The 18,613-nt window shown below is 60.0% G+C and carries 16 protein-coding genes and 2 pseudogenes; 5 read left to right on the plus strand and 13 right to left on the minus strand.

Annotated elements, in window-relative coordinates:
- Positions 1-293 precede the first annotated feature (293 nt).
- Positions 294-590, minus strand: coding sequence for a type II toxin-antitoxin system RelE/ParE family toxin (locus EFD56_RS00520; RefSeq protein WP_012490200.1), 297 nt, complete (start codon positions 588-590; stop codon positions 294-296).
- Positions 587-853, minus strand: coding sequence for a type II toxin-antitoxin system ParD family antitoxin (locus EFD56_RS00525; protein ID WP_012490199.1), 267 nt, complete (start codon positions 851-853; stop codon positions 587-589). The genes EFD56_RS00520 and EFD56_RS00525 overlap by 4 nt, the downstream gene beginning before the upstream one ends.
- A gap of 54 nt (positions 854-907) precedes the next feature.
- Between EFD56_RS00525 and EFD56_RS00530 the strand changes: the two are divergent.
- The 3 genes and pseudogenes from EFD56_RS00530 to EFD56_RS00540 all read left to right on the plus strand — a co-directional run.
- Positions 908-1,189: pseudogene (locus EFD56_RS00530) on the plus strand (helix-turn-helix domain-containing protein); the annotation flags it as partial.
- Positions 1,190-1,524: 335 nt separating this feature from the next.
- Positions 1,525-1,779 (plus strand): type II toxin-antitoxin system Phd/YefM family antitoxin, encoded by a 255-nt coding sequence (locus EFD56_RS00535; protein WP_012490196.1) that lies wholly within the window; start codon positions 1,525-1,527, stop codon positions 1,777-1,779.
- A complete protein-coding gene (locus EFD56_RS00540; RefSeq protein WP_126904425.1) occupies positions 1,779-2,207 on the plus strand; it encodes a type II toxin-antitoxin system VapC family toxin in 429 nt (142 codons plus the stop codon). The genes EFD56_RS00535 and EFD56_RS00540 overlap by 1 nt, the downstream gene beginning before the upstream one ends.
- Before the next feature lie 200 nt (positions 2,208-2,407).
- Here EFD56_RS00540 and EFD56_RS00545 read toward each other — a convergent pair whose 3' ends face one another.
- From EFD56_RS00545 to EFD56_RS00565, 4 genes are all read right to left on the minus strand, one after another.
- Positions 2,408-2,623: a hypothetical protein gene (locus tag EFD56_RS00545; protein WP_004669336.1), complete on the minus strand. Its 216-nt coding sequence runs from the start codon at positions 2,621-2,623 to the stop codon at positions 2,408-2,410.
- A gap of 270 nt (positions 2,624-2,893) precedes the next feature.
- Complete coding sequence (locus tag EFD56_RS00550; protein ID WP_010015578.1) at positions 2,894-3,520, minus strand: response regulator transcription factor; 627 nt, start codon at positions 3,518-3,520, stop codon at positions 2,894-2,896.
- A 51-nt stretch (positions 3,521-3,571) separates the two neighbouring features.
- On the minus strand, positions 3,572-9,520 hold the full coding sequence (locus tag EFD56_RS00555) for an AAA family ATPase (RefSeq protein WP_126904426.1): 5,949 nt from the start codon (positions 9,518-9,520) through the stop codon (positions 3,572-3,574).
- A gap of 462 nt (positions 9,521-9,982) precedes the next feature.
- Positions 9,983-10,174, minus strand: a complete 192-nt coding sequence (locus tag EFD56_RS00565) for a hypothetical protein (RefSeq protein ID WP_004669323.1) — start codon at positions 10,172-10,174, stop codon at positions 9,983-9,985.
- Between the two features lie 309 nt (positions 10,175-10,483).
- Between EFD56_RS00565 and EFD56_RS00570 the strand changes: the two genes are divergently transcribed.
- Positions 10,484-11,578, plus strand: a complete 1,095-nt coding sequence (locus tag EFD56_RS00570; protein WP_037113150.1) for a nucleotidyltransferase family protein — start codon at positions 10,484-10,486, stop codon at positions 11,576-11,578.
- A gap of 128 nt (positions 11,579-11,706) precedes the next feature.
- Here the strand turns inward: EFD56_RS00570 and EFD56_RS00575 are convergent, their stop codons facing one another.
- Both EFD56_RS00575 and EFD56_RS00580 read right to left on the minus strand, forming a co-directional pair.
- Complete coding sequence (locus EFD56_RS00575) at positions 11,707-12,042, minus strand: hypothetical protein (protein ID WP_004669317.1); 336 nt, start codon at positions 12,040-12,042, stop codon at positions 11,707-11,709.
- On the minus strand, positions 12,039-12,494 hold the full coding sequence (locus tag EFD56_RS00580; protein WP_037113148.1) for a TA system VapC family ribonuclease toxin: 456 nt from the start codon (positions 12,492-12,494) through the stop codon (positions 12,039-12,041). The genes EFD56_RS00575 and EFD56_RS00580 overlap by 4 nt, the downstream gene beginning before the upstream one ends.
- A 41-nt stretch (positions 12,495-12,535) precedes the next feature.
- Here EFD56_RS00580 and EFD56_RS00590 point away from each other — a divergent pair.
- Positions 12,536-13,446 (plus strand): annotated as a pseudogene (locus EFD56_RS00590) (NtaA/DmoA family FMN-dependent monooxygenase); the annotation flags it as partial.
- A gap of 99 nt (positions 13,447-13,545) precedes the next feature.
- Here EFD56_RS00590 and EFD56_RS00595 read toward each other — a convergent pair.
- The 5 genes from EFD56_RS00595 to EFD56_RS00615 are packed head-to-tail and all read right to left on the minus strand — an operon-like array spanning position 13,546 to position 18,558.
- Positions 13,546-14,610, minus strand: coding sequence for an LLM class flavin-dependent oxidoreductase (locus EFD56_RS00595; protein WP_037113146.1), 1,065 nt, complete (start codon positions 14,608-14,610; stop codon positions 13,546-13,548).
- A gap of 51 nt (positions 14,611-14,661) precedes the next feature.
- Positions 14,662-15,222: an FMN reductase gene (msuE, locus tag EFD56_RS00600; RefSeq protein WP_004669309.1), complete on the minus strand. Its 561-nt coding sequence runs from the start codon at positions 15,220-15,222 to the stop codon at positions 14,662-14,664.
- A gap of 38 nt (positions 15,223-15,260) precedes the next feature.
- Positions 15,261-16,256, minus strand: coding sequence for a ketopantoate reductase family protein (locus tag EFD56_RS00605; RefSeq protein WP_004669307.1), 996 nt, complete (start codon positions 16,254-16,256; stop codon positions 15,261-15,263).
- 2 nt (positions 16,257-16,258) lie between these two features.
- Positions 16,259-17,455, minus strand: coding sequence for an acyl-CoA dehydrogenase family protein (locus tag EFD56_RS00610; protein WP_016736024.1), 1,197 nt, complete (start codon positions 17,453-17,455; stop codon positions 16,259-16,261).
- On the minus strand, positions 17,455-18,558 hold the full coding sequence (locus EFD56_RS00615; protein ID WP_004669306.1) for an LLM class flavin-dependent oxidoreductase: 1,104 nt from the start codon (positions 18,556-18,558) through the stop codon (positions 17,455-17,457). Before EFD56_RS00615 ends, EFD56_RS00610 begins: the two co-directional genes overlap by 1 nt.
- Between the last annotated feature and the right edge of the window lie 55 nt (positions 18,559-18,613).

Raw genomic sequence — 18,613 nt, forward strand, 5'->3', positions numbered from 1 at the left:
TCGTCGGTTCGGATGTGAGAATGTTGCCGCGGCAAAGGTGGAGCTTTCGCCAGGTCTTACGAAACCATTGCGTCGTGCCTGTGCCCGTTCCAGGCAAGCCCGAACGCATCGATGAGCCTCTCAAAATCAATCGCGCCTTGTGCTTCGGGCGTCAATTCGGAATGGCAATGGCGTGGAATCCATTGACCTCGTGAGAGGGCGCAAAACACCAGCTAACGGGGAGGTCAAACTACGTGACCGCAAAGCGTGGAAGCGAAAGCCGAATTGACAATCCACCAGGCGTCCACATCCGATTAATACGGCAACAGGATTGCGCCATAGTCCGTGGCGCCGTGCAGGACATGGATGATGATCACCTTCGCGTTCTCGACGGGGTAGAAGATCAGGTAGTTGCCATGAACGTGTCGGCGGATACCATGGTGCTCGTAGCGGGGAACGAGGGCGAAACCGTTGGGGCTGTCGACGAGGTCTTCGCACTTGCTGCGGAGCTCCCGGACGAATGAAAGGGCGGGGCGTGGATTGTCCCATGCGATGTAATCGGCGATCTGCTCAAGATCGTTCTCCGCCTCGTCGGAAAATTCAAGGGTCATACCGATTTTTCGGCCTGATCAGCCATCGCACTGTACTTTGCCTCGAGCCGGTCGAAGACATCGCTCGCCGGCTTAGTCCGGCCCGCCTCGGCATCGGCAATGCCGCGCAGGATGGAAGCGTCCAGTGCGGCAAGCCGGGTCTCCCGGTCCTGAACCAGTCGAACACCTTCACGGAGGACTTCGCTTTTCGAGCCATAGCGGCCCGTGTCGACAAGTTGCTGGATATAGGTTTCGAGCTGCTTTCCCAGATCGGCACTAATCATTCTGCTCTCCATCGGTCCTGATGGAGGCAAGATATGCCGTTATCAACTATGATCAAGCGTGGTTGGCCGGTCAGAACCTATGTGACCCTGCTTGCGACCACGCCGCATCTTCTCGACAAGGCTGCCCGCGAGTTCTTCGGGCGGTCTGTCAAGGAGCTGCTGTTGGAACGGCGGCTACTGGAGGCCAAGCGCCTGCTGATGTTCACCGTCCGCTCGGTAGAATATATTGCCGACGAGATCGGCTTCGAAGATCCGGCCTATTTCTCCCGCTTCTTCCGCAAACGCACTGGCGACGCGCCGGCCGCCTGGCGCCGTCATCGTCTACAGGGAAAATGACGATTCAGTTGTGCAGAAGGCGCGCAAACGTAAGCTTCTCGACAGCGACTACGTTGAGGGCGGCTTCCGCTCCGACCTCGGTCTGTTGAAGCCGTGGACCGCGGATGGCGCTTACCGGGCCATTCTGACCCGAGGGGTCTAACCGATAAAAATGCTCGGCTTCATCACGCAGCCAATCACAACAGACTGGATTGCGATTGCAACGCGGGCGGGGCAGGGCAACATATTCGTGTCCCCCTTCGAGGAACCAGAAAGGGGACGAGCTGCTGCATCTTGCAATTCCGGTCTATGCGGACTAAATGTGGTTACGTAACCACGAATGTTGGAGGCTTGTCATGACCGTCACCACGCTGTCAGGCCGGGAGCTCAATCAGGATCTTGGCCGCGCAAAGCGAGCCACCAAGGACGGACCAGTTATCATCACCGACAGGGGTCGGCCTGCGCATGTCCTTTTGTCGTTCGACGAGTACAAGCGGCTGACAGGCAAAATGCGGACGCTTGGTGATATGCTCGCCGCGCCGGGGGCGGAAGATATCGACTTGCCGCTGCCGCAGCGCACGGAACATGCCCAGCCCGTCGACCTGTCCTGATGTTGTTGCTCGATACCAATGTCGTGTCCGAACTGCGCAAGGTCGCGAGCGGAAGGGCTGATCCCAACGTCGTGGTCTGGAATGAAACCGTCGATCCGGCCGAGACCTTCATTTCCTCCGTCGTGTTGCATGAGCTGGAGATTGGCCTCCGGCTGGTAGAGCATAATGATGTCGCCGCCGGCAAGGTGCTGCGCAACTGGTTGGAGAATATCGTTCTCACCGCGTTTTCCGGCCGCATCCTGCCTCTGGACGAGGGGGCCGCCGTCCAGGCGGCCCAATGGCATGTGCCAAATCCGAAGCCGATTAATGACGCCTATATTGCGGCGACAGCCTTCACCCGTCGCATGACGCTGGTGACGCGCAATATCAAGGATTTCGAGGGCATGGGAGTTGCACTCGTAAATCCGTGGGATGTGCCGCATGGTTAGTCCGGGAGTTGATGGGTCGGATTGTTTCAGTCTCGATCCGCCCATCAACTCCCGGACTAACTATGTAGAAGAGCAGTTCCGCCCAGTGTGCTCAACATCATTTCGCTGCGAGGGACCTTAAGAGTGCGAGCGCCCTCTATCGTCCTCTCGTCACAGTCTATAGGACGAGCGGTCGGCTAGATTAGGTGGCGATCGAAGAGTTACTTTCGTCTTTGATCGTGGTGCTCCCTCTGGGCGGGCGCAAGGATAGCATGGGATTCTGCACGGTTCAGCGTGTTGACCAATTCTTCGCCCTCATCGGCGGTAAGCATGTCCATAACGAAGCCATTGACGAGAGCTTTTCGGTCTGAAACCGTATCGATTACCGTCCAGTAGATGTTGAGGTTCTTCTGGAGGGCGTATCTCTGGTTTTGCATGAATGATACCTTTCCTCGGTCTTTCGGTTACTCGCGTTGCGTCAACATGATGAGCGTCTGTCCAATGGTAGGGACCCGCGGACCGGTGCAGATTCTTGCACCGAGACCCGATAACGTCTGTCCTGTCTCTGCAAGTTTTTCAGCTGGTAAGAGGATAAAGCCGACGGCCTTCGGAGCGTATTGCCCAATGAGATAAGCGACTCGCCGAATTGGCGCCCCGACTATCCCATTCGAGGCGGATGCCCGATACTTTGGTCTAGATGCGTGAGCCTACCTGACCCACGACGGCTTCGTCGACAATCCGAGGCCGTCCGCCATCCGGACGAGGTCAACGAGAGACCTCGCCTGCATCTTCTGCATGACATGGCCGCGATGAACCTTGACGGTCACCTCGCTCAGGCCCACTTGCGCAGCGATTTGCTTGTTGACGCTGCCCGCGACCACTAGGTTCATGATCTCGCGCTCGCGCGGCGTCAAGGAATCATAGCGGGACCGAAGCTCGGCAATGAGCGCGACTTCCTGCCTCCGAGCGCAATCGCGCTCGATCCCGGCATAGGCGGCATCGAGCAATTCCTGCTCGCGCAGCGGCTTCGTCAGGAATTCGATGGCACCGGCTTTCATCGCCCGCACAGAGATCGGAATGTCGCTATGGGCACTGATAAAAATGACCGGAAGCTCAATTCCAAGGGAAGTGAGCATGCTCTGAAATTCCAGGCCGCTTCGCCCCGGCAGCCTTACATCGAGAATGATGCAGCCCGGAACGTCAGGGCGCTTGCTATCCAAAAACTCCTGACTGGAAGCGAATGTCAGTGCCTCAAGTCCAACCGAGCGCAAGAGATCGCCGAGGCCTTCGCGCACAGATGCGTCATCATCAATGATGTAGACAATCTCCTTCATCCATGTCCCCAATGTTTGCGCCGGTCAGGCGGCGCCCCGGACATGGATCCATTATTTCTCCGTGGTTGGTAATGTAAACTGAAAAATGGCACCGTGGGGCACGTTTGGCGTGGCCCAGAGTTGGCCTTTGTGAGCCTCAACGATCGAACGACTGATCGTCAGGCCCATGCCCATTCCCTTGGGTTTGGTACTGAAAAACGCCTCAAATATATCGCCGATCTTCGCCGGGTCGAGGATAGGGCCGCTATCGCGGACTGCCACCAAAACGGTATTGGATGCTGCCTTTTCAGTGCTTACGATGAGTTCGCGCGCTCCCTTGGGCATCGCCGCCATCGCGTCGTTGGCGTTCATGATAAGGTTCAGGATCACCTGCTGGATTTGCACCTGGTCCCCAACGATCGGGGGCAAGCCGTGGGAGAGGTTTGTACGGAGCGACACCGCACTGCGTTCGAGGTCCGTGGACACCAGCGCTATCGTCTCGGACACGATATTGTTGATGTTCAGCCGGTCCCTGCGTTCTGGTGATTTCTTCGCCATTGCCCGAATCCGGTCGATGACCTCGGATGCGCGAAAAGCGTCGCTGATCATGCGCTCGATGGCGCGACGGGCGGAGACGATGTCACGGGGATCCGCGTCGAGATAGCGAAGGCAGGCATTGCCGCTGCTGACTAGCCCGGTGAGCGGCTGTCTGACCTCGTGGGCGATGGAGGCTACAAGTTCGCCCATAGTGGTCAGCCTGCTTACATGGGCAAGTTCTGCTCGCGCAAGCTGAATAGCATCCTGGGCCTGCCTGCGGTCGGTGATGTCACGCGCCAGCGAAAGACGAAACCATTGCTCTTCCTGTTTGAATTTACCGACGCGAACCTCGACCGGAAACGTTGTTCCGTCCTTACGCCGGTGGACCGTTTCGAAAGTCATTGGCTGCCCTGCGTCGACGCGATCCACCAATGTCGCAAGCGACTTTTCGTCGATGGCTCCGTCAAAGTCGCGCGGGTGCATGCCAATCAATTCTTCCCGGCTGTAACCGAGGCTTTCACAGGCTTGGCGGTTGACGTCTATGACGGTCAGATCGTCGGTATGGAGAAAAAAGGCATCGGTGGCATGGTCGACGAAGGTGCGAAAACGAGTTTCGCTTGCGCGCAGCCTCTCCTCTGCTCGCTTGCTCTCGGACAGGTCGAGCACGAAGGCCACAGCCTGGCTCCCGGCCCCCTCGAAACTTGCCTCACCGATCATCACGGGTACGTGACCGCCGCCCTTTCGCTGGTACACCTTTTCAAAGGGGCGGACGCTGCCGGTCACTCTCAGTTCGGCCTCGGCTTCGGCGTCACGCTCGCGCCACTCCGGCGGTGTCAGCTCTTTATCGAGCAACTGACCCGCCAAGAGTTCGTCACGGCTGTAGCCCACCATTTGCAGGAACGCCTCGTTGGCCTCGATAATCCGACCTCCGATATCCCGGATAAAAATTCCGATGATGTTCGCTTCGACAAGCCGGCCTATTCGCGCTTCACGTTCTGCCAGGTCGCGGTAAAGTCCGGTGATTTCGAGCGTGCTGGCGGCTTGCGAGGCGATCAGCTTCAACACCGGAATGCGCCCCGGCGCGAAGACACGGCCCGTCAGAGTGTTTTCCAGATACAGCGCACCGATCAGCTTCGCGTGGTTGATCAGCGGCAAACAGAGAATGGATCTGGCCGCGCGATGGCGGATATAGGGATCGGCCGCAAAGGCGTTTTCAGCCGACGCATCGTCGAGGCTTACGATTTCCCGCATACGCAGGACGTAATTGAGAACTGATTCCGGCATCACGCCGGCGAGGGCCTCATTACGCAACTCTATGAGGACCGCTTCGCCGCGGATCGTCGCCTCAGCGGCAATCCGCGGTTCGCCGCCACGCGACAGGATCAGAAGGCCACGTTCGGCTCCCGCCTGCTCGACAGCCATTCGCAACACCGTGTCGATCAGCTTCTCGACGACGATTTCGCTGGAGACTGCTTGCGACACCTTGATGACGGTGGCGAGCTCCAGATGCTCGATCGGCGCTTCGATCGTGCTTGTTGCAGCCGGCGCCGATTGTCCATCCCGCAGTTGGGGATAGGCTTCTTCGAGCTGCCGCGCCTTGCCGTCGGCTCCCCAACTGAGATAACAGCGACGGGCGTTTTGAAGATAGAGGCGAGCGATCTGATCGAAGCCGCGCGCCCGGTAAAAGGCGGAAGCGCGCTCATACGCGATCGCTTCATCGTGTGGGAGCGCGTGTGCATGTGCCAACTGGATCGCCTGTTCATAGAGGCGCTCGGCATGCAATTCACGGCCTGCCAAGCGGGCGATCTCTGCGCCAAGCAATGTTGCGCGGCTTGCGAAATTCTCCGGGCAGTGCGCGGCCCAAGTGTCGAGCTGCCGGCGGTGAGCGCGTATGGCCTTGCGATAAAGCGCTCCTTCAGTCGTCGACCCTTGCAAAGCAGAGGCCAATGAAAGGCCGGTATAGAAGTGATATTCCGCCCGCTCGAAAATAGCGGGAGTCATCCAGAGGAGGCTTTCTGCTTTCGCCGCTGCCGAAAGCGCTGCGAGGGTATTCCCGGCAAATACACAGGCCTGTAGCTTGCGGATCCAGTACAGGCAACTGCCCGGCTTGCCGTCGGTCTTAAACTCGAATTGCTGCTCGTCGAACCCTTCATCGTTGAAGCATCCGAAGATTGGCGTCAGCCCGCGAAGCGTTCGGATGAGTTGGAGCTGACCGCTGATGAAACCGACGGCGACTCCGAAACCGGCCTGACGCGCGAAGTCCAGGCCGGCTTCCGCATCGCGCTGAACCTGCGAGAGGGGCTCGCCAGCGGCGAGAAGATAAGTCACAAGGTTATTCCGGCTTAAGACGGCGTAGGTGAGATCGCCGACCTGCTGTGCCGTTTCGAATACGCGCTGCGCCAGCGCACGGCCGGTGCGGACATGACGCGGCGACGATTTCGCAAGGTTGCCGAAGGCGAGGTAGACTCGTGCCCTCAGGCGTTCCATTCCGGGCTGTTCCGTCAGGTCCAGTCCAAGCAGGCCGAACCGAAAACCGGCTTCATAGTTGCCGAAATAGGGCCCAAGCACCGTGCCCACAGCAGTGAAGGCATAAGGCGATGTATCGCTGTTGCCGTGTTTGAGGCTGATGTTCCCCATTCGCCCGATAACGAGGCAGCGCAGATTCTCGTTGGTAAATAGGGCCGGAGTAACAAGTGAAGTCAGAACGTCCATGGTCGCGAATGCGACCGGGTCCGCCATAGGGGGCGAATTAAGCAGCGCTTCGATCGGGCGGCCCCCAAGTTGTCGCCAAAGCCGCGCGTATTCCTGGCGCACCTGGCTCCTGGTCGGGTGGGACGACCACGAAATGCCGACCCGGTGCAGGTAGTCGAGACCGAATATGATGGCCTGATCGCTCCGACCCAGGCTCATGAAAAGATCGACGCGCAGGCGCGTGACGCGGGCCAGATCGGCGAGGCTGGTGGCTCGGCTTGCCAGTTCTGCGAGGCGGGCCTGCGCCTCCGCCGGTGCCCCGGTCAAGAATTCGCATTCGGCCCTGTGGAGTTCGAGACTAAAAGCGAGTTCGTATCGGCGCTCCCAGGCATCGTCCGGCAAGTAAGCCACACCCGTTCCGGCATAGGCCAGCGCCGATTCGTATGCAGCCGACGCCTTGGCGCGGCGCGTGGCAAGCAGGTTCAAGTCGGCGAGACGCTCGCGCTCTTCACCGGGCGCGATGAGCGCGCCGCCGCAATTGAGTTGGCCGACAATCTCGAAAATATTCTCGTCGAGTGCCTGCGGCGGCGTATGCATCAGCAGGAGGCGGCCGATGGAAAGATGCGCTGCCGCCCGCTCATCTTCAGGGATCAGCCCATACGCGGCCTCCTGAACACGATCGTGCAGGAAGCGGTATGATGACCCCTCTTCACGCAGCACGAGTCCGGCCCGCGCCGCGGCCCAAAAGGCTGCATGAACCGCGTCGTGATTTTCGCTCCTGATCAGAGCCAGTGTATCAACCGCCGCATGATTGCCGAGACACGCTAGCATGTTCAGGGCAGCCTGCGTGGTATCGGGCAGGCGCCGCAGCTTGCTTAGCATAAGATCCACGACGTTATCGGTATAGCCTTTGGCTCGTATGCGATCGAGATCCCAAACCCAGTGCGTCTGTTCGCGATTGAATTCGAGCAGGCCTTCGTCCGGCAGCGTGCTCAGGAACTGGAGCGCGAAGAAAGGATTGCCTCCGCTCTTCTTGTGCACGAGCCGCGCCAGCGGTTGGGCACGCTTTCTTCCGCAATGAAGCGCGTCGGCCAGCATCCGGGTGAGATCTTCCAGCCTAAGCGGTGTCAGTTCGATTTCATGCACCTGGCCACCGGCCTCCCGGATCGCTGTCAGCCGGCGGATAAGCGGATGGGTGGACGATACTTCGTTGTCGCGATAGGCGCCAATGAGCAGCAGGTGACGCATATCCTGCTGGGTGCACAAATCTTCAAGTAGATCGAGCGTTGCTGCGTCCAACCATTGGAGATCGTCTAGAAACAGCGTGAGCGGATGTGCTGCTGTGGCAAACACTCGCAGCAGGCGCCTGATGTTCAATTGGAAGCGGCGTTTGGCGTCCTGAGGCGGCAGATCCGTAACCGCCGGAAGCTGGCCGATGAGAGACTCAAGTTCCGGAATAAGCGTTACCAACAGCCGACCGCTCGCGCCCAGTTCTTCCGAAAAAGCAGCGCGCCAGGGCGCGAGTTCCGCTTCACTCTTGCCCAGCAGCACTCGGAGGAGGCCTTGCAGGGCCTGCGCAACGCTCGCATAAGGAATGTGATGCTGATTCTGGTCGAATTTGCCGGAGGCAAACAGCCCACGCGGCGGCACGAGCGCGCGGTGGAGCTCATTCACGACCATGGATTTGCCTACGCCGGCATGACCCGAAACCAGCACCAATGTCGGCCCAGCGCCCGCGACGACCCGGTCGAATGCGGAGGTTAGGGCGGCGATCTCGCGTTCGCGACCGTAGGGCCGCTCGGGGATCACCAATCTGTCCGGAACATCGCGTGTCCCGAGCGGAAATTCTGCGATCCGCCCATACTTCTCGCTCTCTATGAGGGCACGCCGCAGATCCGCCTCTAGCCCGGCGGCCGTCTGGTAGCGTTCCTCTGCGTTCTTGGCGAGCAGCTTCATCACGATTGCTGAGATAACGCCTGGTAGCTCCCTTACACGCTCGGACGGCGGCACCGGTCGCCTGGCAACGTGGCAGTGCACCCATTCCATCGGCTCCGAAGCAGTGAACGGTAACTGGCCGGTGACCATTTCGTAGAGCGTGATGCCAAGGGCGTAAAGGTCACTACGCGAGTCCACCGATCGGTTCATGCGGCCGGTCTGTTCGGGCGCCATGTATGCGAGGCTGCCAGCAATGACCTCAGGGGGCTCGGCGGCCTGGTGCTCACGAGAAAGATGCGACGCCACTCCGAAGCCCGTGAGACGGACCCGCCCTTCCGCCTCGTCCGCCAGTATATTCGCCGGCTTGATGTCCCTATGAATGAGGCCGCATCCGTGAACCTTGCCGACTGCCGCCCCAATGCCCTTGGCAAGGCGCAAAAAGACAGTGAGTTCGTCGGCCATGCCATAGCTGTGCCGTCCCATCAACTGCGGGAGGGGCACGCCGCCGCAATCTTCGAGGACGAGCACGATACGACCATTTTCCGTTTTTAAATCCAGCGGTTTGGCCGCCCACTCCCGGTCGAGTTCGTCTTTCAGGCGATATTCGTGGGCCAGTCTGTCAAGACTGGTTCGACTGGGATGTTCGGCTGCAAGCTGCACCCTCAGAACGGCTTTTGATGCGCCGCTGCCGCTCCTGATCAGCTCCCGAGTAAAGATGCGATCGCCGTCAGTCCAGGAGGATTGTGGCTCGTGGTACCGAAGGTCAGTCGATGTCTGCTGGCTGATGGAAGCGAGAGCGCGCTTCCGTCCGAACATGTTCCTCCTGGTGTTCTGCGCATCTTTGACCGTGTCGTCCATGGCACACCGCTCGCTTCGATGCCGCCCGCATGCATCTCAGGTGCAGGCATCGCAGATCCAATCAAGCTTCACCGACTTTCCTCTCATGTCAACGAGCCTATGCTTCGGATTATTGAGGCGGTCGCATCTGGGTTGATCTTCCTCCGCCTCAGGTTCCGGTGCATGTTGTTAAGTCAGTTTCGCGACGAGCAAAGCTGCGGCAACACGGTTTCATGCTTGAAGAAGCGCCGCGCCGGCGGGGTGAAGGTCTCGCGGTCAAGCAAAACGCCGGCGCGGCAAGTCGGCCCGTGATGGGAGGGTGTCTCTTTTAGGGGCCGTTGCAACACTAACTCTGCCTAGAGTGCCCTCGCTATTATGCCGAAGTATATTTGTTTAGCCCTTTCGCCCGATTCCTAAACGAAACCAATTCTGCCGGATGTATCAGGTCGCTCTCTTTCGTGCTGATCACCCAGCCGCGAGCATTCAATACCGGCGGATCCCAATGGAGGCTATCTGCAGCGAGTGGCGCAACTTCTTTAAGTCTGCACGCGGGCCGAACAGGAGCTCAACGCGCTTCAGATGACGCGCAATATGCTCGAACGCCTTCGGGAATCGCAGCAACGGGCCGGGCTGGCGGACGAGGGTGGCGTAGATCTCGTCATCGTAGGTACCCATGGGCGGGCGTACTGAATCTTCCTCTGGGCAGCGTGGCATCTCGTATTGTTAACGACATTGAGAACGATGTGTTGTTGGTACTGAGCAGCGTTCATTAACCTCCGGCGCGCGACAAGGACGGCAGGTGGAGCGGATGGTGCGCAAGAAGGTTCTCCAACGCTGAAGCGGTCAGCCATTGAACCCGTGAAGGTTCGTGCTTTGCACAATGCGATTCGGCTGCGATGGTGGAGCTTGTCGAGGCGTCTTGTTCCCTTCCCTCCCGACGGTTATACTTTTTTTGAAAAACAGTATAACGCCGGAGTGGAGCTTATGAAGTCCATCGACATCATGTATCAGACGATGCTTGCCGAGCTAGGCCAGCGCTCGCTCGACGCCGCTTGGACGGCCGATTTCCCTCCAGAGGGCCGGTTCACCCCCGCAAACATCAAGGGGCGCAAGTACTGGTACTTCGACATCCCGGATGGACATGGTGGTACGAAACGTCGCTACGTCGGTCCTGCTGACGATCCCGATATATCGCAGCGCGTGGCCGATCATAAGCGGGACAAGGACGATTTACGCGCTCGCAGGCGCTTGGTAAATACCCTGACCCGCGAAGGCGGGATGATCGCCCCCGACGCCATGTCGGGGGACATTGTCGAGGCCCTTGCCGACGGCGGTCTCTTTCGACTCCGGGGCGTTCTCATCGGCACAGTGGCCTTCCAGTGCTATTCAGGACTGCTCGGTGTCCGCCTTCCCATGTCTGCGATCCTGACCGGCGATGCGGACATCGCCCAAGACTATGCCATCAGCAGGGAGGTTGAAGACAGCCTGCCTCCGATCATTGAACTGCTGCAGGGCGTCGACGCCAGCTTCCGCCCGGTTCCCCATCGATCAGGCTCCGCGGCCTCGTCGGCGTTTCAGAATGCCGACGGCTACAGGGTTGAATTCCTGACGTCGAACCGTGGTTCGGACGACTACCTCGACCAGCCGGCGAAGATGCCCGCCCTCGGCGGTGCCAGCGCGGATTCACTGCGCTTTCTCGACTTCCTCATCAGGGAGCCAGTCAGAACAATGCTGCTCCACCGAAGCGGGGTCCCTGTCGTTGTCCCTGATCCGTCCCGGTATGCGGTCCACAAGCTCATCGTCGCCAGCCGCCGACACACTGGCGGACAAGGGCCGGCGAAGCGAGAGAAGGACATACGTCAAGCTGCGCTGCTCTTTGAAGCCCTGCAGCAGACAAGGCGATCTGCCGACTTGGCGCTCGTCTACAACGAAGCATGGGAGCGCGGGTCTGCGTGGCAAGAAGGTATTCGAACAGGGGCGGGAATGCTGCCGGCACAAGATGCCGAGCGGTTCGGGACAGTCCTGATCGAGGGGGCAAAAAAAAACCGCGAAGTAATTGAACTTCCGTTTGGAGGATAGGTGGTCTTCCGCTTCCAAAGCCAGCCAGTTGATTTAATTCGACGTGGCGGAGACAAATATGGTGCCGAGAGTTCGAGTCCGCTCAAGGCGAAGCATCCCTTGAGAGAGTCGCTCTTAGCCAAGAGAACCTATTTTACCGGCTTACCGCCGATCTTACCTGCTTTGGCCGCGATGTGCGCTCGCAGAAAATCATGAACTTCTAATGTAGGGGGTGGGGTACTTCGTCCACGGCTGGTGATTGACGCTGTTATCCCCGGGGGTGCGGCGCGATCAAGGATGTTGAAGCCACCGTTGCGTCTTTCGAACTCCTGCTGAATCAAGAGGAACGGCAGTTTCAGGTCGGCGGCAGCAGCACTCACCATATCGCCGGTGTGAACCGCAACTGCAAAGCTCCGTCTCCTTGAACTGGAGTAGCCGGTAGTAAGGGTCAGATCGCCCTGCGGCGTCCGGCATCGGGAACTCATGATCTACTCGTGGTGATCAGCTGCAAGGCAGAATTGCCCCTTGTAACCGCTGCTGCTGACAGCTTGCGATCGAATGTCGCCAGCTGCCCCCCATGCGCCTTGGCTAGCGCAAGCAGGTAGGTGTCAGTTACCTGTCCCGATGTTAGAATTTTCGTGGGAGCGATATCACCTGACCCGACAAGGCTCACATCGTCCGGCCAAAAACTACGACCGGGGAGCGACCGCAATTTGCGGACGATCTCCATCACGAGTGACGGTGAACCGCAAGAGTTGGGATATTTGGGGTTGCCGACAATCCGGATGACACCGATTTCGGTAATGGGGCAGGTAGCCCACGCGGTCTGACCCATCGCCGCGAACCATTCGTGCGCATCATCATGGGCTACTTGGCCCGGATCGATTAACGCAATCAGCACATTGACGTCGAGCAGAAAGTCACGGCAGTTCGTCACGCAAGGCGTTCACGATTTCGAGTGTCACTGGCGGCGCATCCGGCCGGGCCAATTTCTCCAAAAGCCATCCGGAACATGACGAGCGCTATGCCGTCGCCGAGGAGTTCGTCGATGTGGTACGCGGCCTCTGGGACAGCTGGGACGACGATGTTTCCCGAAGGACAAGGAAAGCGGCGTCTATGCCGATCCCTCCAAGGTCCATATGCTCGACCATCAGGGCAAATATTACACGGTCAAGGGTCCGCTCAACATTCCGCGCTCGCCGCAGGGCCATCCGGTCCTGATCCAGGCCGGCTCGTCCGGCCCCGGCCAGGATCTGGCCGCCCGCACCGCCGACATCGTCTTTACCGCGCAGCAGAGCCTCGAAGAGGCACAGGCATTCTACAAGAGCCTGAAGGGCCGCGTCGCGGGCTTCGGGCGTGATCCCGACCGCGTCGCCGTTATGCCGGGCTTCCTGCCGGTCATCGGCAGGACGGCGGCCGAAGCCCGCGAAAAGCTCGATGTTTTGAACCGCTGGACGGACATCAAGAGCGCCATGCCGCTTCTTGAGGAGCGCATCGGCCATAGTCTCGCCGACTACGATCTCGATGGCCCGCTACCGGATCTGCCGATTTCGGATCAGGGCGCAGCCGAGCGGAACTGCTCACGGAGCTGGCGCGCCGCGAGAATATGACAATCCGCGAGCTTGCATTGCGTGTTGCGGCCGGCCTGGGCATCACATCGTGCTCGGTACGCCGACCGAGATCGCCGAGCGCATGCAGCAATGGTTCGAAAACGGTGCTGCCGACGGCTTCAACGTCATGCCTCCCTTCTTCCCCGGCGGACTGGACGACTTCACCCGCGACGTGGTGCCGATCCTGCAGGAAAGGGGCCTTTCCGGACCGAATATGAGGGCTCGACGCTGCGCGACCATCTGGGCATTCCCCGCCCAGCACTGGGTCGCTCTTCATAGCCAGCAAGTCGCAGATCACTTTCCCATGGGTCGGCGGTTTAAATCATTTCCGACGCCCGAGATCAGCAGGGCGGTGTCAAAATCGACGCGCGGTGATGGCTATCGCAGGAGCGTCAGCAACTGATCGCCTTGGCGCTTTATCTCCTGCAGGTAAGGAGTATCGGAAAGGATGAAGTGGGTAATGCCAAGATCCTGATATTTACGAAGGGATCCTGCCACATCCTGTGCTGAACCGACGAGCCATGTGGTGCCGGCGCCACCGCCACCGAACCTGCCTGGGGCGGTGTAAAGATTGTCGTCCAGCACATCGCCTCGCTTGCTCAGGTCGAGCAATCGCTGCTGGCCAACCGCACCCGCCCTGTGATCGTTCCAGCTACCGCTTTTCGCTTCAGCCATCGCGGCGACCCTTGCTTCCGCATCAGTCCAGGCGCTTTCCCTTGTCTCGCGCACCAGGGTAGTGATCCGGAGCCCGAACTCCAAGGGCGGAAGGTCGCGATCCAAGCCTCTGCTCAATGTCTTCAGGCGATCAATCCGTTCCCGTAAACCGTCAAGCGGTTCGCCCCAGAACAGCTGTACGTCGGCTTCGGTCGCAGACACCCGTTCGGCGGCCTGCGAGGCGCCGCCGAAATAGATCTTGGGATGGCGGCGGTCGCCACGCACATCGAGCCGCGGCGCCACGGTGGAACCGGTCACATGAAAATGCTGGCCCGCGAATGTGACGTTCTCTTCGGTCCACAGCCGGCGGATCAGCCGCATGAACTCTTTGGTGCGCGCGTAGCGCTGCGTCTGATCGCCTTCATCGTCGCCATAAGCTGCAAGGTCGTCCTGCCCGGAGACAATGTTGACGCGAACACGACCCGCGCTAAGCTGATCGAGTGTCGCGGCAGCGGAAGCGAAGTTCGCCGGGCGCCAGTATCCGGGTCGAACCGCAATCAGGGGTTCAAATGTGGTGGTTCGTGCTGCAAGCGCCGCCGCGATGGTAAAGGTGTCAGGGCGACCCCAGCCGGTTCCGATGAGCGCTCCTTTCCACCCATAGTCCTCGAGTGCCCTGGCCTGAGCGGTCAATGTTTCCAGGCTGTTATGATTATGCGTAGCGACGTCACCCCTGTGCCCAGCCTTCACGTCGTTTGGAATGTACCACAGAAATTCGGAGCTACGGGTCATCGTGGAGCCTGGGTTGTTCGGATTGGGTCGTGTACCTTTATGCCCGAACACCTACTCAGCCGCGACCCGATGAGCCGTTGCCGCAGGAAAGAAGGCGCCGACTTCGCCGACCGCGTCATCGATACGTGTGCGAAGCTGCTCTGAAGAGATGGCATTGTCGACAAAGTCACGCTCCGAAGCATAGATCGCGGTCGGCAGCGTGTGGGCCATGAAGAATCCGAACAGGGGGCGAAGTTGGTGCTCCACCATCAGTGCGTGACGATCGCCACCGCCTGTTGCGGTGATGAGGATTGGTTTTGCTTTCAGTTCATGAGGGTCGATCAGGTCGATGAGATGCTTGAAAAGGCCCGGGTATGATCCCTTGTACGTCGGTGCACCAATGACCAGGATATCGGAATCGACGATCTTTTGCAGGACATGCTGGGCCGCATCATCTAGCTCTCTGCGCCAAAGGGCATTTCCCAGCGAAGGCCCGACGTCGATCATATCATAGATCTCGCTGTCAAAGCCGTAACGCTCTCGCACAAGCCCAACGACATGCTGCACGAGCACTGTGGTTTTCGAGGGCCGGCTGAAGCTTCCCGAGACTGCGACGATTTTCGGGGTTTCCATATTTTTCCTTTCGCTCGGTTCAAAGGGCTGCAGCTCAATCAAAACGCGGCCCTGTCAACACTGATGGGATAAACTTCGCCAATGTCCCTGGTGCCGGGAGCGCGGCCCTCGAGCGCAAGCCTCGCTGCAGCTTGTTGGAAGGCTGTGTTGAGAGGCGTGGCGATCCCGTGAATCCGCCCAAGCCGGACGATCTCACCATTGAGGTAATCGACTTCGCTTGAGGTTCTGCGGGTGAAGCTCTGCCAGGTCGATTGTTGGCCTGGCTTTATTCCGCTCTCTGGTGCGACGCGCCAGGACGCGACGTCGATCTTCCATTCCGACGGTGCAGCCGGATCGTAACCGGCAGCCACGAGAACAGCGCGTGCCTCTTGCGCCAAGCCGGCTGCGGCTTCTGATCGGATCTCGGGAGAACCGGCGAACAGCTCGACCGCGTTGGTGACGTTGTGCTCCAGCTTGGCTGCTTTCCATCGGCGGATGTCGGGACGCGCTTCGGCGAGGTAGCCCGCCTTTTCCAGATCTGCGACGATCGACAAAGCCGTGTCGTCGAGCCCCTCGGGGTAGCGTCCCAGGGCGACGATGCCAACATTCGGCTCGCCTCCGACGACGACCTCGCCGGTGACCGTGTAGCGCGCCGGAATGCGAATACTGGCTGCATAGACACGATCGAAACGCCGAAGCGCGATGTCTTCCGCAGCCAGCCCGTTTTGCAATGTCACGAGAGGCAGTTCCGACGCAAAGCCTGCACCTTCGACGTCCCGCCACGCCCAGAATTCCGTTGCCGATTCGACATCCTGCGCCTTGACCGCAAGGATCAGAATGTCCTCTGGCTGCAGCGCGGCGGGCGTGGCCGTGTCGGCGGTGTTGAGCCTCAGCACGCGTTGTCCGCCAGGCCGGCGGTATGAGAGGCCGTGAGTGGCGATATGGGATATCTGGGCGCCGCGCCCAACAAGTACGTAGGGGATGTCATGCGTTTCGAACTCGGCCGCGAGGCTCGCGCCGACCGCGCCGGCGCCGATGATGATGTAGCGTGTCATGATCAAGCCGTCTTCAACACAGTGACATTGACCGGAGGCGTCAATGGCGCGTCCTTTTGGCTCTTCCAACGTTCGAAGGCGGCGCGTCCGAGAATGGAAATGGACGTATCCTCCTGCGGGGCATGGACGAGCACGGACTGAATGTCCCGGAAATGGCGCTCCAAACCCAGTTCAGCCCCGAGGCCGGGATTGCCAATGCCGCGCACGGCAATCTGCACCGCGTCGCGCAACTGCCGGCCGGCGATGAGCCGGGCCCTGATGTGCTTTTCGGCCTCGGCTTGCTTGTCCTTCAGGGCATCGAAAATGATCTGCCGGGCGCCCGAGACGAGGAGGTCGATTTCGCCGGAAAGCGTCACGAAGCGTTCGGTGCTGGCAACCGGATGGCCGAGGTTGGTCGGAACGCGCTCGTGAGCAAAGCGGATGAACGCCTCCTGAGCCGCTTCAGCGACTCCAAGATAGAGCGCGGTCAGCGCCAATGTGATCGCCGCGTGGGCGCGGTTGTCCTGCTGGGCTATGGATGGATCGACCAGGTCGATGACATTCTCCAGCGGAATTTCGACATCGGCATATTCGACGTCGTGAGAGCCGGAGGCCCGCATGCCAAGGCTGTTCCAGTTCTCGATGACGCGAATGCCCGGAAGCTTGTTCGCAACGACGAATGTTCCAACTCGGGCTGGCGTCTCATCGGTGTGAGCCCAGACCAGGAAATGGGTCAGACCGTGCGCGCCTGTCACGAACCGCTTGCGGCCGGTGATCGACCAGCCGGATGCGGCGCGGCGGGCAACCGTCGCCGGCAGGCCGCCACGGGCGGGCGAGCCGAGTTCCGGTTCGACACGCGCGGCATTGAGCAGCAGCGGATGATGCTTGGCCTGCGCAAGCAGGCTCTTGTAGAGGTCCTCGGGCCAATGGTTTTTCGTCGCCTGACCGAGGTGGTTGAAGATCGTCATGGCGCTGATCAACGCGACTGACGGATCGCCGCGGCCGAGGGCTGCAAGGATCGTGGCGGCCTCGTGGAGCGTTGCGCCGGCGCCGCCATATCTCGCGGCGACAGTGCTTTCGAGAAGGCCGCTTTGATGAACCGCACGGATGCCCGTCCAGGGGAAATCCCCGGTCCGGTCAGCTTCGGGAGCTGCATCCGCAAGAGCGCGCGTCGTCGCGCTCAGCAGGCTTGGATCAAGAGCCGTGTCGCGCGCGATCATTAGGCTGCGGCCTTTTTCTTTGCTTCTTCCCGCTCGCGTATGCCCTCGCGCACCAGCGGCAGGATATAACGGCCGTAGTCGACGGCGTCGTTGAAATTGTCGTAGCCGCGGATGGAGATCAGGTCGGCGCCGAGATCGATATAGTCGAGGATGGAATCGGCGATGGTGCGCGGTGATCCGACGAGTGCGGTCGTGGCGCCGGAGGCATTGGTCGCCGTCACCGTCGGATACCACAGGGCCCGATCGTGGACGTCGCCGCGCGCGGCGATGTCAAGGAGCCGCTGTGATCCAACATTGGCGGGGCGAGGGGCAGACGGCGGCGCGCGATGCAGACCCTTTTCCCGGTTGTCCTTGAGACGGTCGAGCACCCGGTGGGCCTTCTCCCAGGCGAGTTCGTCGGTTTCCGCAACGATCGGGCGGAAGGTCACCCAGATTCGCGGCCGGTCCGTCCTGCCTGCTTTTGCCGCTTCGGCATAGATGCGCTCGATTTGCTGCTTGGTTTCCGCCAGCGGCTCGCCCCACAGTCCGAAAATGTCACCCAGTGAACCTCCGATGCGATAGGCGGCATCAGAAGAGCCGCCGACCGAAATCGGGATCAGCCCGTTTGTTGGACGCACGGCGCTGCAGAATTGCTTGAACTGGTAGTATTTCCCGTCGAAATCGAAGGGCTCCGTCGAGGTCCATGCAAGGCGCAGGATGCGAATATATTCCTCCTGCCGCTCGTAGCGCTGTTCCTTGTTGAGGAAGTCGCCCTCGCGCGCCTGCTCGTCATCGCTGCCGCCGGCAATGAAGTGGACGACGACGCGTCCGCCGCTCAACTGGTCGAGCGTGGCAAGCGATTTGGCAGCAACCGTCGGGTAGATGGTATTGGGCCGCAGCGCGACGATGATCTTGATGTTCTTCGTATGCGCCAAAATGGTGGCGCCAAGGGTAAAGGGGTCAAAGGAGGACGAGGAGTAGGGGATCAGCGTGTAGTTGAAACCATAGTCGTCGAGGGCGCGCGCGTAGCGCTCGAGATAGTGGACATCGACCGGAGCGTCCGGGATGGGATCGAGGTCGTTCGAGGCGTTGGGAAAGGTGACGCTGATGAATTCCGCGGACATGGGAGCTCCTCTGATTATCGATGGGGTCGAAATTAGGCCGCAGATAAAGGCCAAG

It is taken from the genome of Rhizobium phaseoli, from assembly GCF_003985125.1.
In the GTDB taxonomy this organism is placed as follows: Bacteria; Pseudomonadota; Alphaproteobacteria; order Rhizobiales; family Rhizobiaceae; genus Rhizobium; species Rhizobium phaseoli.